This window comes from Shewanella sp. HL-SH5, from assembly GCF_051163755.1.
Classification (GTDB): domain Bacteria; phylum Pseudomonadota; class Gammaproteobacteria; order Enterobacterales; family Shewanellaceae; genus Shewanella; species Shewanella glacialimarina.
The window spans coordinates 1,785,034-1,799,405 of the sequence record NZ_CP195038.1; the positions used below are offsets into that span (position 1 = coordinate 1,785,034).

Consider the following 14,372-nt stretch of genomic DNA (forward strand, 5'->3'; position numbering starts at 1 on the left):
GTCCTCTTATTTAATAGTTGGTAACATTATGTCAATGGATATGAGTCAATTTCATGGTGTCTTTATCGAAGAAAGCCAAGAGCATCTTGATGAGATGGAGCACCTATTACTAGCCCTTGATCCAAGTTCGCCAGATATCGAAGAGTTAAACAGTATTTTTCGTGCCGCACATTCGATAAAAGGCGGTAGTGGCATGTTTAGCTTTGATGCGCTAATTACTGTTACCCATGTTATGGAGAGCCTTTTTGACAAAGCTCGACAAGGTAAATTTAATTTTTCAGTGCATATCATAGATGAATTATTAATTGCTGTTGATACTCTTCGTAAGCTGTTAAAAAGCTATGCTGATAGTACCGAAATCGAATGGGCTTTAGTTAATTCTACCACCGCATCTTTAGAAGTTATTTTAGAACCAGATAGTCACGCAGAGTCGCAAGATGATGAAAATGGCTTTGGTTTTTTTAAGCCACTTAATTCATCAAATAAAAGCAATACTTCCGAAATCATGGCGCAAGTAAATGATGACACTGACGATGGTTTTGGATTCTTTGAACCTATAGTTGATGAAAGCACCGCTGATATAGAGGACGGTTTTGGATTTTTTGTTGATTTAGACGATAATTTACCAGACTCAAATTCATCTAAACAAAAGGTGTCCAATGCTCAGGAGGAGCCTGAATTAGAGGCATCAGTTCTTCACGATACGACAGACGATTCGATTCCCTCAGTATCCAGTCTTGCGCAACATGCTAAATCTACGTCCCTTTCAAAATCTAACACAGATACCAAAGCGAAGGCTGAAGCAAGTGAAAGTAGCAGCATTAGAGTCGACATAGCAAAAATCGACAGTTTAGTTAATTTGGTTGGCGAATTAGTTATTACGCAATCTATGCTGAATCTTATTGGTGACGAGATAACCGGCCTTGCAAGTGAAAAACTACGCTCAGCATTAGCCGAACTTGAACGGAATACACGAGAACTTCAGGAGGGCATCATGTCGATTAGGATGTTGCCTATGTCTTTTGTTTTTAATCGGTTTCCTCGGGTTGTCAGAGATTTATCTAAAAAGCTTAATAAGAAAATCGATTTAACTATTGTAGGTGGCCAAACCGAAATAGATAAAGGCTTAATTGAACTGTTGGTGGATCCATTGACGCATCTGGTGCGCAACAGTCTAGATCATGGTATTGAATTGCCTGAAATCAGGATTGCTAATGGTAAACCCGAAACCGGCGTACTCACCCTCAAAGCTGAACAGAAGGGGGGTAACATCCTGATCTCAGTATTAGATGACGGTGCAGGGCTCAATCGTGATCGTATTCTCGCTAAAGCTTTTGAAAATAATGTAGATGTGCCTGAAAATCCAACCGATCAACAGGTTTGGCAATTAATCATGTCTGCGGGATTTTCAACCGCGGAACAAGTCACTGATGTTTCGGGCCGTGGCGTTGGCATGGACGTTGTGAAACGTAATATAGAGTCTATGGGCGGCCGGCTAGAAATACTCTCTGAAAAGGGTCGCGGTTCTTCTTTTCAAATCCGCTTGCCTCTCACTTTAGCTATCCTCGATGGAATGTCTATCTCCGTTGGTGGGCAAATATTTATTATTCCACTGGTAAATATTATTGAATCCGTACAACCACAAAGTTCTCAATTAAAGTTTATTGGTAATGAACAAGTTTTGGATTTACGTGACGCTTATTGGCCAATTGTAAATTTATATCAGGTTATGGATTTAGAGCCCCAGTCTAGGTTAGCAACCGAGGGTATTTTAGTGTTAGTTGAAACTAATAATACGCGCTTTGCTTTGCTTGTTGATGAGCTAATCGGGCAGCAACAAGCTGTTATTAAGAGTTTGGAGCAACATTATCGCCGAGTTCAAGGCGTTGCAGGAGCGACTATTATGGGAGATGGCAGTGTTGCATTGATATTGGATGCAGAATCATTGGCTTTGAAAATCAATGAATCTTTAAAGCAAAGGGCTAAGTATGATAACTGAACAAAAAAAAGATGCAGATAGTCAAGATAGCACCGCACATGAGTATTTAACCTTTATTTTAGGTAATGAACATTATGGTTTAGATATCATGAAGGTACGTGAAATTAGGGGGTATGAACCAGTTACGAAAATTGCCAATGCCCCAGCCTTTATTAAAGGGGTATTGAATTTGCGTGGTGATATTGTTCCGATTGTTGATTTAAGACTTAAATTCGATGTTGGTGAGGCTTCCTATAACGAATTTACTATTGTCATCATGCTTCATATTAATAATCGCATTGTTGGCATAGTGGTAGATGCAGTGTCTGATGTCATTAATATGCAGGCTTCAGATATTAAACCGCCTCCAGAGTTTGGTGTAGCCTTTGACAGCCAGTATTTATTTGGATTAGCACCAGTTAATGAACAAATGATTATTTTACTTAACATTGAAAAATTGATTTCCAGCCAAGAGCTGGGGTTATTCGATTCTACAGCATTGCCATCGGAGTGATAAATATGGGTATCAGATCTTGGTTTGAAAATAATGGACAGCAACAACAATCGTTAACCCGCGCTAGTTTGGTTCTAGACAATAGCAGCACCTGTTTTATGATTGCAGACCCCGAACGAGTTATCGTTTATGCGAATAGAGCAGTAGTTAATTTATTGACCGCTGCACAGGATGATATTCGTAAAGAGTTACCCCAATTTTCAGTATCTTCTCTGATTGGGAGTAATATTGATATTTTTCACAAACAACCTCAACATCAAAAAAATATAGTGACTCAGCTGTCCCAAACTCATACAGCTGAAATAAATGTCGGTGTGCGTTGTTTCAAACTGGTGCTTAATCCACTTCGTGATGAGAAGGGGGTATCTCTTGGTACATCAGTAGAGTGGCACGATATTACAGAGCAGAAAAAGCATGAATTACTTTCATTAAGAGTAACCTCAGCATTAGAAGCAACATCTTCAAATGTAATGGTTGCGGATAATGACCTCAACGTTATATATATGAATCAAGCTGTTGAACGGATGCTTAGGGAAGCTGAAAGCGATCTTAGAAAAGCCCTTCCGCATTTTTCTGTTAGTTCCGTTATTGGCAGTAATATTGATATTTTTCACAAAGAACCATCGCATCAACGCAGATTGCTTGCAGCGTTAGACAAAACTTATGTAGGAAATATTGTTGTTGCTGGTCGAAGCTTTCGGTTAATTGCCAATCCAATTTTTGATACAAAACGTAATCGATTAGGCACAGTAGTGGAGTGGATTGACCGCACGAAAGAGGTCGCTTCCGAGCATGAATTAAGCCGAATTTTAGGTGCATTAGAAACCACTACAACGAATGTAATGATTGCCGATATTGATCGTAATATCACCTATATGAATAAGTCAGTTGAAAACATGCTTCGCATTGCTGAGTCTGATTTAAGAAAAGAGCTTCCTCATTTTTCTGTTGAAAAGGTTGTTGGCAGTAATATAGATATTTTCCACAAGAACCCTGCTCATCAAATGCACCTTCTTGCCAATTTAACTAAAACATATACCGCAAATATTGTTGTTGGAAGCCGTCATTTTCGCTTGGTTGCTAACCCTATTTTTGCCAATGATGGAACAAGATTAGGCTCAGTTGTAGAGTGGTTAGATCGTACTCAAGAGGTGTTTGTTGAGTCTGAAGTGAATACTGCTGTACAAGCAGCAGCAGAGGGTGATTTTACCAGTTTAATTTCGACCGAAGGAAAAAATGGATTTTTCTTGAAATTATCTGAGGGATTAAATTCGCTACTTAGGGTCACTGAAAGTGGCTTAAATGACATTAATCGAGTGCTTAAATCCATTTCTGAAGGAGACTTAACTGAGCGTGTAACCGCTGATTACCAAGGTTCGTTTGAATTACTTAAAAATGGCTGTAATCAAACTTCCCAGAACCTAGCGCAGATGTTAGGTAAAATTCGTACCGCCGCAGATACTATTAAAACCGCTTCAAGTGAGATATCACAAGGTAATACTGATTTATCTAGTCGTACTGAGCAGCAAGCATCCAGCCTCGAAGAAACTGCATCGAGCATGGAAGAACTTACAGGAACCGTGCGTCAAAATGCTGATAATGCAAGACAAGCCAATACGCTTTCAGCTAAAGCTTCTGAAGTTGCTATTAACGGAGGAAATTTAATTGATCAAGTTGTCGTTACAATGGCATCTATTAACGAGTCATCACAAAAAATCGCTGACATTATCGGTGTTATTGATGGGATCGCTTTCCAAACTAATATTCTAGCATTGAATGCTGCAGTAGAAGCTGCGCGAGCTGGGGAGCAAGGTCGAGGGTTTGCTGTCGTTGCATCTGAAGTAAGAACATTAGCGCAGCGCTCAGCAAACGCAGCTAAAGATATTAAGGCATTAATTTCTGACTCTGTCGGTAAGATTAATAACGGCAATGAGTTAGTTGGAAAGTCTGGTGATACGATGAAAGAAATCGTGACATCGATTAAACGTGTTAACGACATCATGGCAGAAATTGCCGCGGCTTCTAGTGAGCAAGCGACCGGCCTTGATGAAGTAGGTAAAGCCGTGAGTCAAATGGATGAAATGACACAGCAAAATGCTGCTTTGGTTGAAGAAGCTGCCGCAGCAGCTGAGAGTTTGCTATCTCAAGCGGCACAATTGGCGACTAATGTTAGCCAATTTAAACTCGACGATGATTATCAACATGTGCAAGCCGCTTTGCAACATTCGGCACCCAAAACACAAATGATCTCTCACGCTAAGAGCACATTACCGAAAAGAAATGCCATCAAACCATCGCAGCCCAAAGATGACGAATGGGAGAGTTTTTAGTCTTATAAGTATTAAATAATAAAATGATTGAAGCCCTCACCCATCAGGTGAGGGTCATAATATATTTATACTAGGATATTATAATGACAAGCTCTGAAGGCTGGGATAATAGAGAGTTCAGTTTTGCAAAAGCTGATTTTGATTCAGTGAGAACTTTGTTATATCAATTAACAGGAATTCGCTTAGCAGATAGTAAAGACTCGATGGTTTATAGCCGTTTAGCCCGCAGAGTTAGGTCGTTAAAACTGCAAGGTTTTTCGGAATATCTGCATCATCTTAATACTCATCCTAGCGAAGAAGAACATTTCATTAATGCGCTAACGACAAACTTGACTTCGTTTTTTCGTGAACCACATCATTTTGACATTCTTAAAAAGTACTTGATAGCACATCCTAAAACACGAACGATTTGGTGTGCCGCCAGTAGTACAGGGGAGGAACCCTATTCTATAGCAATGGTGGTTGCTGAAACGTTTGCTATGTTTGATGTACCAATTAAAATTATTGCTTCCGATGTAGATAGTCAGGTACTGCAAAAAGCTAAAGCAGGGATCTATTCAATCGACAGAATAAATTCTTTAGCAGAGGAGCGTAAAAAACAATTTTTTTTTAAAGGAAAAGGAGCATTTGCTGGTATGGTTAAAGTCGTACCAGAGTTACAGAAAATGGTTGAATTTAGACAGATTAACTTACTTAAATCTGAATGGTCATTAAGGGAGCCAATTGACATTATTTTTTGTCGCAATGTAATGATTTATTTTGACCGTTCGACTCAGTTAAAGGTATTAGAAAGGATGGTTAAATTATTACCTGCAGATGGCCTTTATGTAGCAGGACATTCTGAAACCTTTAATAATGCGACTCATCTGGTTAGATCTGCTGGCAACACAACTTATTACCCAAATCACTCTGTGAGGTAAGCTTGTTAAACTTTGATGTTAATAATTCGAACCTTGCTCCTAATCGATATTATGACCGGTATTTTAATTCTGAAGCTGTAAAAATTTCTCCCGGAGAGTATTTTGCTACAACACAAAATACCCTTATTGTGACAGTTTTAGGATCCTGTGTATCAGTGTGTTTACGAGATCCTGTCCTAGGAATTGCCGGTATGAATCACTTCTTACTACCACAGGATAACTACCCACAAGGTGGTGGGACTTCAGAGTCTGCTCGCTACGGAGTTTATGCGATGGAAATACTGATTAACCATTTACTCAAGCTCGGCGCAAGTAAAAATCGGCTTGAGGCTAAGGTGTTTGGTGGCGGTAATGTGTTACAAGGGTTTTTGACTGTTAATATTGGTGAACGTAACGCTGAATTTGTACAAGATTATTTAAGAATGGAACATATTCCAATCATAGCTTCTGACCTTCTTGATGTTTACCCTCGTAAAGTTTATTTTTTCCCAGATACGGGACGGGTACTGGTTAGAAAAATTAAAACTATGCATAACACTACAATTTTAGACCGTGAAAGTGAGTACAAGTTTAAGTTACGTTCACAAGCTATGAGTGGTGATGTGGAGCTATTTGATGACTAGACAAATAAAGGTATTAGTAGTTGATGATTCAGCCCTTATTCGGAGCTTATTGAGTGAGATTATTCGAGCTGAGCCAGATTTTACATTAGTTGGCGCCGCTCCAGATGCTTTTGTAGCAAAAGATATGGTCATCACCTTTAGTCCTGATGTGATTACATTAGATGTCGAAATGCCTAAGGTTGATGGGTTAACTTTTCTAGACCGTTTAATGAAAGCCAGACCAACTCCTGTGTTAATGGTTTCTAGTTTAACAGAGCAGGGTGCTGAGGTGACTCTTAAAGCTTTAGAAATTGGCGCCGTGGATTTTTTTCCCAAACCTAAATTGGATATTGCTAATAGCATGGAGGCCTATCGTAGCGAAATTGTTGCCAAGATACGCTCTGTTGCTAAGGCAAAGGTTCAGCCTAAAGCTATCAAAAAAAATATAGCAAATACTGCATTTAAATTTAAAACAAGTGAGAAAATTATTGCTATTGGCGCCTCAACGGGAGGAACTGTAGCACTTAAATCATTACTTGCTGAAATGCCTATCGACAGTCCAGCCATTGTTATTACCCAACATATGCCTCCAGGGTTTACTAAAACCTTTGCCGAAAATCTGGACAAGGTTAGTGCAATACATGTGAAAGAAGCTCAGGATGGTGAAAGATTGATCCCTGGCTGTGCTTATTTAGCGCCAGGCGATCAGCATTTACTTGTGGTTCGCAGTGGTGCTGATTATCGGATTAAACTGTCTGATAGTGAGCGAGTGAGCGGTCACCGGCCTTCAGTTGATGCGATGTTTCAATCTTTAGCGCAAACAGCTGGTAGCAATGTCTTAGGTGTTATTTTAACTGGCATGGGTAAAGATGGTGCCGCCGGAATGTTGGAACTGCTTAACTCTGATGGTATTACTATCGCACAGGATGAAGCAAGCTCAGTTATATTTGGAATGCCTAAAGCCGCAATTGACTTAGGAGCCGCGCAGATGATTTTAAGTTTGCAGGATATTCCTTCTCAAATTGTGCAAATAATTAACCGATTAGGAAAAGAATATAGGATTTGATTATCTTCATTACTCATTCTTGTTAATTTTTTATGCCATTAAAATGCAATAATGAGGTCAAGCTCAGATAATTTAACAAGCTTGAGTTCAAGAATTTCAATGGTCTTGTCCTAGTTAACCTCAGCTCGGGATAATAAATGCATATCAAACAGATCTTTGCCCCGCTAACTGTGTTGAATTCATTTGCAATAGCTCGCTATTGACGCATAAATTCGCCTTGTTAACAGCGCAAAGCTCAAGTTTGAGGGTAAACAGTTGAATTTTGACTATTTCAATACCGTTTATTCATCTCTTAACCCGAGCTGAGGTTAGTTAGTGCTTATGGCACTTGCTTTATTACCTACACACAAAACACCCTCAACACCCTAAATTATTCAGCATATTGAACATAGCCAGAACAGAAAACTAGCGTTAGCTTAGAAGATATGCCTTACTATCAATGCTGTTTGCGTGTGATTAGTAGGGCTTTTGTTTGTTGTCTTGATAGATCAATAGGTGATAATTTTGAATATGGACATCGAGTGAGTAGATGTTCGTATTATTGAGCTGACGATTATCTTTACAATTGATATTTAACCTCAGCTCGGGATAATAAATGCTTACCAAACAGCCCTTTGTCTTGCTAACTACGTTTCATTAACGTGCAATAGGCCAGCTATTGACGTGTTAATGTGCCTTGTTTTCAAAACAAATGACAAGTTTGCTACAAAATAAGCTAAATCTCTTGAATTCAGCTTATTGAGCCCATCTCTTAACCCGAGTTGAGGTTATTTATTATTGTACTGGCAGATATTTAATTGAGGTTAACTAAGAATTTTTCTTCGAGTTCTTTGCTTGAAATAGGCTTACTGATTAAATAACCTTGCAAATAATCGCAACCCTCTTGAATTAGCCAATCTTTTTGTTCTTGGGTTTCGACCCCTTCAGCAATCGTTTTTAAACCTAGAGCTTTAGCCATTGCAACAATCATTTCTAAAACGGCAGTGGATGGTTGCTCTCCTGAGACAAAAGAACGATCGATTTTGAGTATATCGACAGGTAAACGAGATAGGTAAGAAAGCGAACAGTAACCTGTGCCAAAGTCATCAATTGAAATATTTATCCCATGCTGGCGTAATTTTTTTAAGGCAATAAAACTTTTATCGAGAGCTTTCATCAATACAGTTTCGGTAATTTCCAGTTCAAGCAGTTTTGGGTTAACATCATATTTTTTAATCACTGATAACACATGTTCTACGTAATTATCTTCTTGCATCTGTCGAGCAGAAACGTTGATCGCAACGGATATTCCACCATACTCTTTTTCCCAGTGTTTTATTTGCTGACAAGCGGTTTCTAACACCCAGTTTCCAATAGCGATAATTGAACCATTTTCTTCAGCAATTTTAATAAAACCTTCTACTGAAATATCTTCAGGATTATTATTCCAACGTATTAATGCTTCGCAGCCTACTAACTTGCCTGTTTCAGAGTTTATTTTTGGCTGATAATTCAAATGAAATTCTTCACGCTCAACTGCGTAATTCAGCGCGGCTTCGATATTTAATCTTGCTTCGACTTTATCGCTCATTTCTTTCGCGTAGAAGTGCCAATGTTTACCGCTCGCTTTTGCTTTATACATGGCCAAGTCAGCGCAGCGCATTAGTTGATTTGTATCTGCTCCATTTTCGGGATAAATAGAAATCCCAATACTACCAGAAGTACGAATTTCCCGGTCAGCCAAAAAATAGGGTAGCGTTAATGTTTCATCAATTCGCTGAACCACATACATTAATTCGCTTAGCTCATTATTTCCTTCAATCACTACCAGAAACTCATCTCCGCCTAAACGCCCGACGGCATCGTTGCTTCTAAGTGTTTTTAATAATCTGTGTGCCACTTCAATAAGAAGAGTATCGCCGACATCATGACCTAAAGAGTCGTTGATAGTTTTAAACCGGTCCATATCAATAAATAAAACCGCCACTTTAGAATTGTTTCGTTTGGCGGTGATAATCGCTTGTGATAATCGGTCTGCTATAAGTGTTCGGTTGAGTATATTTGTCAGTGGGTCTCTCGTTGCTAGGTTTCTGAGTTGTTCTTGAGCACTAATGAGTCCTTTTAACATTTGCTGGATGTGATTTACTAGCTGCCCCATTTCATTTGTAGCATGAATAGTTAAGCTCTCCAGTGTTCTTGGATCTGGATTTTCAGGATCAATTTTTGATATGGACCTGGTTACTCGCCGCAAAGGCGAAGTTAATAGCCAAGAAGATAACCATAATAAAACCAAAGCAATGGTAACGGCCTGCAACAGTCCTGTAATGATTACGCTGCCGGCAAAGGTCAAAAACTGTTGCGCTAGAGGGGTGGGATTTAATTTTATTGATAACACGCCAACTTGGCGCATTTCATTATTCAGTTCAATATAGAGTTTTCTTTCACCGAGAATTTCGTCGCCGATAAAGTTAGACGTTACCCATGCAATTAAATACTTTTTTTCCTGAACGGGTTTTCTGTCGGCAGCAATAATATTCCCAGTTTCACCAGTAAGTACCGCATCTTGAACCATGCCCAGTGCCGTCATACTCGCGACAATTTGTTCGGCAAGAACAGGATCTAAAGTCCAAGCTGCATTGGTCGCGCCACCTTCAGCAGCGGTAAGGATCTCTTGAGCCAAACTAAAGGCTTCATCTCTTTGGTCTGACAGATGCAAGCTAAGCGAGTATCCACTGACTAACAGAGCAATGAGAATACTTAGCACTAAAGCGATTATGGCTTGTGTTAGCGCTAACGATTTTCTTAAATAATCTATGATGCTCATCAGTATCTATGCCCTAAAAGATCATATAGCTTAAGAAAAATAAACAACGAATGTGGATTTTTTAACCTAGCTGCCAAAATATAAAATATCCTTATATTTATTGTTCTCTTTAATCAGCTTTAAGTTAGTCACGCAAGCATCTCTTGCTGCTTCTGATTTAAATAGAAAACCATTGGGACTCTTTCCAAATAGGGGTGCTCTATCCACCGCAACGGTCTCGTCAAATTCGTTGTCATTTATCAATTCTTGCCGATAAAATTGATAGATTTGACCATCCATTTGAATGAAGTCAACCCTTTTACTTAATAACATTCTTAGCTGAGTTTTTTGATTATGAGTTTCACTATAATTTCTATTTTGCGTTGCCATTGCAGCGTACTCACCGCCAATATGTGCAATTGCTCCCTGCCATGAAATTAATGAGTATTCAGCAAGATCAGCTATTTTATTGACCTTAAGAGCCCTTTCTGAAAGAGAGAAAAAGAAAGTTTTCATAGGCGTAGATATCGCCAGTGTAATAGCCTTTAAGTCCTCTTTCAGCAATGGTTTTTTCATTGATATCTGTCACCACACTAACCTGATTTGTCAGATACTCTGCAATTCGTCTTGCGTAAGGCAGTGTTTTTGGCTTGAGTTGATAACCAGAAGGTTCTAGGCAATCTTGCAACAAGTTGACCAGTATTCCAGTGGAACCTTCTTCAATTACCCACGGAGGCAAGGACTCCCCAAAAGAGGCAACAATTTCTTTAGATTGACTAAATACAGGGTTGGATAGCATCAGTGAAAAAACGAGGGACAAGGATAATTTGACCATATTTGCTCTCAAATAGGATAAGTATTAAGACTCTGTTCAGAGTTTAGCTCACTATATACGATATGCAATTGCATAACTTGAAGTGACCTTTATGTCTACTACACATTATTTACGCTTTACGCTTTACGCTTTACGCTTTACGCTTTACGCTTATCGCTTATCGCTTATCGCTTATCGCTTATCGCTTATCGCTTATCGCTTATCGCTTATCGCTTATCGCTTATCGCTTTACGCTTATCGCTTATCGCTGTTTGTCTGTTTGTCTGTATGGCTGCTAATGATAAGGCTTTGCCAGATTCAATGGGTCGAGTATTCCTTTAAGTTTATCTTTGTCCAAATCGGTTTCTTCAAGTGCAATTACTAATACTGATTTATGTTCATTATCAGCACGTTTAGCAATTTTTGCGGCCATATCGTAACCCACCACTGAATTAAGTGCGGTAGCCAGAATGGGGTTTTTCTCCAATGCCCGGGTCAAATGATCTGCATTGGGCTTAAATTCGGCAAACACTTTATCGGTCATGGCCTGGCAGGCATGGGTTAATAAATCAATACTGGACAGCAGTTTGTCTGCAATCAGTGGCAGCATCACATTTAACTGAAAATTACCCGATTGCGCCGCGATGGTGATGGTTGTTTCATTGCCGATAACTTCAGCGGCTATCATGGCTACGGCTTCTGGGATAACGGGGTTAACCTTACCGGGCATTATCGATGAGCCGGGTTGCAGCGCCGTTAAACTAATTTCTTGTAATCCTGCCACAGGGCCAGAGTTCATCCAGCGTAAATCATTGGCGATTTTCAATAAGGTAACCGCTAACCCTTTGAGCGCCGAAGCCATGCCTAAGGTATGATCTTGGCTACTCATATACAATGCAGGCATTACCGCCGCTTGCCAGGGGATTTGATCTTGCTGTTGCAAATAATCACATGCAAGTTTGGCAAAATTGGGGTCACAATTAACGCCAGTACCCACCGCAGTGCCGCCCAATGGTAAATGATGCAGACTTAGCTCAATGTGCTGAATTCTAGCTTGAGCACTGTTTAGCTGTTGTTGCCAACATTGCAGTTCTTGCCCAAGTGTAATCGGCATGGCGTCCATTAAATGGGTGCGACCGGTTTTTACTGTATTGGAATACTCATCGGCCAAAGTTGCTAATTTGTCACTTAAGCCCTTAATCGATGGGTACAACAAGCCCTTTAATTGCCTAACCGTACTGATATGAATGCAGGCGGGCACGACATCGTTACTGCTTTGACCCATATTGATATGATCATTAGGGTGAACTTTTGCCTGCAAAATGTTGCTAGCGAGGCTGGCAATGACTTCATTAACATTCATATTAGAACTGGTGCCAGAGCCTGTTTGGAACAAATCAATTGGAAAGTGCTGCGAAAAATCAAGCTTCTTACTGGCGATAATCGCTTGTTGAATTGCTTTGGCCATAGCGTTATCTAACAAACCGAGTTGACAATTAGCCTTTGCTGCAGCTGACTTTATATCTAGCAGGGCGATTATCGCTGGCGTCGGAAAGCGCCGCTTCGAAAACTGAAAGTTATCTCGTGCGCGTTGAGTTTGTGCCTGATAATAAACATCATCTGGCACCTGAACGTTCCCCATACTGTCATGCTCTATACGCATCTTACTCATAAGGTTTTCGACTCGATTTTTGATTGGGTTAAGGTAGTGTATTCACTAAGCTTAGCAGGAAGTGCCCGTAAATGTTTATGGGGAGACCAGCGATGAATCATGCTATGCAATTATTGAAACAGCTTGAAAATAATAGAAAATATTTTTGGTTTTATAGCTTTGATTGATTTGGCGTCAATTGTATTAGTCTCGACTTGAGCTATGCGGGTATCTTGCGACTATTAATCAAGGTATAGGCCTGTTAATTGCAGCAACCGACTTGAATGTATAATCATTAATCAGTGTTAATATTGATGCATGCAGACATGTTAAAAAACTCATAAATTTACTGTACTAGAAGACATACAACCCTTTAGCGCAAGCAGCCTTAAATGATATGATATGGCAATATGTTTTAACAAAGCTAAAACTCACCGAGTGAAGATGCGGCTATTTCGGCCTAACTATCCGCCTGATGAGTGCCGTAAATCGATTTTTATTAGAATGATGCTAGGTGTATTTCTTTCCTGTCGTCCTATAGTTAGGGCGCTTACCCTTATCGTTTTTCAGCATTACTGGAGACAAAACTCATGACAAACGTGAATACCACGCAGTTAACAACTAAGCCATCTGAAGATGGTTTTCATATGCCCGCCGAATGGGCGACGCAGCAAGCTGTGTGGATGCTTTGGCCATACCGTCCTGATAACTGGCGCTCTGCTGGTGCATATGCTCAGGCAACGTTTGCCAAGGTGGCTGATGCCATCGGTGCTGTTACACCCGTTTATATGGGCGTGCCCAAGGCATTTTTAACGCAAGCTAAGACGGTTATGCCTGCTCACGTTACTTTGGTTGAAATCGATAGCGATGATTGCTGGGCACGCGATACTGGCCCTACTGTCGTGGTAAATGCCAAGGGCGAATGTCGTGGTATCGATTGGGGCTTTAATGCCTGGGGCGGTCATAACGGCGGTTTGTACTCTCCATGGGATAAAGACGAGCAAGTTGCACTGCAAATGAACGCGCAACATGGTTTTGAGGGGTATCGTGCGCCACTTATTCTTGAAGGCGGTTCAATTCATGTCGATGGTGAAGGCACCTGCATGACCAGTGCTGAATGTTTACTTAACAGCAACCGCAACCCAGATTTGACCCGTGAACAGATAGAAGCATTACTGTCTGAGTACTTAAATGTGCAGCAGTTTATCTGGTTGGAAGATGGCGTTTACATGGATGAGACCGATGGACATATTGATAATATGTGCTGTTTTGCGCGTCCAGGTGAAGTGATTTTGCATTGGACTGATGATCAAAATGATCCGCAGTATCCTCGCTCAAAAGCGGCCTTAGATGTGTTACAAAATGCTGTTGATGCACAGGGTCGTAAGTTAAAAATCCATTTAATGCCACAACCGGGCCCTTTGTATTGTACTGAAGAAGAAGCTCAAGGTGTAGAAGTGGGCACTGGTGTACCACGCACGGCGGGTGAGCGTTTAGCGGGTTCTTACGTGAACTTTCTTATTACTAATCAGCGTATTGTGTTCCCACTACTTGATCCTGCAACTGACGATATTGCAGCTCAAAAATTACAGGACATTTTCCCTGAATATGAAATTGTTGGTGTGCCTGCACGGGAGATCTTATTAGGTGGGGGTAATATTCATTGTATTACCCAACAGATCCCCTCTGGTCAATAAATAAAAACCAAGACCAAT

General features: G+C 40.2%; 11 protein-coding genes. 7 read left to right on the forward strand and 4 right to left on the reverse strand.

Annotated elements, in window-relative coordinates:
* The first annotated feature begins 28 nt into the window (after window positions 1–28).
* The 6 genes from ACRWQM_RS07745 to ACRWQM_RS07770 all read left to right on the forward strand — a co-directional run bounded on the left by ACRWQM_RS07745 (window position 29) and on the right by ACRWQM_RS07770 (window position 7,410).
* Complete coding sequence (locus ACRWQM_RS07745) at window positions 29–1,999, forward strand: chemotaxis protein CheA (RefSeq protein ID WP_434931770.1); 1,971 nt, start codon at window positions 29–31, stop codon at window positions 1,997–1,999.
* Entirely contained in the window at window positions 1,989–2,492 is a 504-nt protein-coding gene (locus tag ACRWQM_RS07750) for a chemotaxis protein CheW (protein WP_434931771.1), read from the forward strand. Before ACRWQM_RS07745 ends, ACRWQM_RS07750 begins: the two co-directional genes overlap by 11 nt.
* Before the next feature lie 5 nt (window positions 2,493–2,497).
* Window positions 2,498–4,822: a methyl-accepting chemotaxis protein gene (locus ACRWQM_RS07755; protein ID WP_434931772.1), complete on the forward strand. Its 2,325-nt coding sequence runs from the start codon at window positions 2,498–2,500 to the stop codon at window positions 4,820–4,822.
* An 83-nt stretch (window positions 4,823–4,905) separates the two neighbouring features.
* A complete protein-coding gene (locus ACRWQM_RS07760) occupies window positions 4,906–5,742 on the forward strand; it encodes a CheR family methyltransferase (protein WP_434926304.1) in 837 nt (278 codons plus the stop codon).
* Between the two features lie 2 nt (window positions 5,743–5,744).
* Window positions 5,745–6,365, forward strand: coding sequence for a chemoreceptor glutamine deamidase CheD (gene cheD, locus ACRWQM_RS07765; RefSeq protein ID WP_434931773.1), 621 nt, complete (start codon window positions 5,745–5,747; stop codon window positions 6,363–6,365).
* Window positions 6,358–7,410, forward strand: a complete 1,053-nt coding sequence (locus tag ACRWQM_RS07770; RefSeq protein ID WP_434931774.1) for a protein-glutamate methylesterase/protein-glutamine glutaminase — start codon at window positions 6,358–6,360, stop codon at window positions 7,408–7,410. The genes cheD and ACRWQM_RS07770 overlap by 8 nt, the downstream gene beginning before the upstream one ends.
* Window positions 7,411–8,203: 793 nt before the next feature.
* On the opposite strand, the gene ACRWQM_RS07775 is transcribed toward ACRWQM_RS07770, so the two are convergent.
* From ACRWQM_RS07775 to ACRWQM_RS07790, 4 genes are all read right to left on the reverse strand, one after another.
* Entirely contained in the window at window positions 8,204–10,213 is a 2,010-nt protein-coding gene (locus tag ACRWQM_RS07775) for a putative bifunctional diguanylate cyclase/phosphodiesterase (protein ID WP_434931775.1), read from the reverse strand.
* Window positions 10,214–10,279: 66 nt separating this feature from the next.
* A complete protein-coding gene (locus ACRWQM_RS07780; protein ID WP_434931776.1) occupies window positions 10,280–10,708 on the reverse strand; it encodes a hypothetical protein in 429 nt (142 codons plus the stop codon).
* Complete coding sequence (locus ACRWQM_RS07785) at window positions 10,668–11,027, reverse strand: hypothetical protein (RefSeq protein ID WP_434931777.1); 360 nt, start codon at window positions 11,025–11,027, stop codon at window positions 10,668–10,670. Before ACRWQM_RS07785 ends, ACRWQM_RS07780 begins: the two co-directional genes overlap by 41 nt.
* A 274-nt stretch (window positions 11,028–11,301) precedes the next feature.
* Window positions 11,302–12,678: a lyase family protein gene (locus ACRWQM_RS07790; RefSeq protein ID WP_434931778.1), complete on the reverse strand. Its 1,377-nt coding sequence runs from the start codon at window positions 12,676–12,678 to the stop codon at window positions 11,302–11,304.
* Between the two features lie 569 nt (window positions 12,679–13,247).
* On the opposite strand from ACRWQM_RS07790, the gene aguA reads away from it, so the two are divergent.
* Window positions 13,248–14,354 (forward strand): agmatine deiminase, encoded by a 1,107-nt coding sequence (gene aguA, locus ACRWQM_RS07795; protein WP_434931779.1) that lies wholly within the window; start codon window positions 13,248–13,250, stop codon window positions 14,352–14,354.
* Window positions 14,355–14,372: the final 18 nt, after the last annotated feature.

Coding starts and splice junctions, on each gene's coding strand:
- ACRWQM_RS07775 (WP_434931775.1), bottom strand. CDS start 10,213: ATGAGCATCATAGATTATTTAAGAAAATCGTTAGCGCTAACACAAGCC.
- ACRWQM_RS07750 (WP_434931771.1), top strand. CDS start 1,989: ATGATAACTGAACAAAAAAAAGATGCAGATAGTCAAGATAGCACCGCA.
- ACRWQM_RS07770 (WP_434931774.1), top strand. CDS start 6,358: ATGACTAGACAAATAAAGGTATTAGTAGTTGATGATTCAGCCCTTATT.
- ACRWQM_RS07745 (WP_434931770.1), top strand. CDS start 29: ATGTCAATGGATATGAGTCAATTTCATGGTGTCTTTATCGAAGAAAGC.
- aguA (WP_434931779.1), top strand. CDS start 13,248: ATGACAAACGTGAATACCACGCAGTTAACAACTAAGCCATCTGAAGAT.
- ACRWQM_RS07785 (WP_434931777.1), bottom strand. CDS start 11,027: ATGGTCAAATTATCCTTGTCCCTCGTTTTTTCACTGATGCTATCCAAC.
- ACRWQM_RS07760 (WP_434926304.1), top strand. CDS start 4,906: ATGACAAGCTCTGAAGGCTGGGATAATAGAGAGTTCAGTTTTGCAAAA.
- ACRWQM_RS07780 (WP_434931776.1), bottom strand. CDS start 10,708: ATGAAAACTTTCTTTTTCTCTCTTTCAGAAAGGGCTCTTAAGGTCAAT.
- ACRWQM_RS07755 (WP_434931772.1), top strand. CDS start 2,498: ATGGGTATCAGATCTTGGTTTGAAAATAATGGACAGCAACAACAATCG.
- ACRWQM_RS07790 (WP_434931778.1), bottom strand. CDS start 12,678: ATGAGTAAGATGCGTATAGAGCATGACAGTATGGGGAACGTTCAGGTG.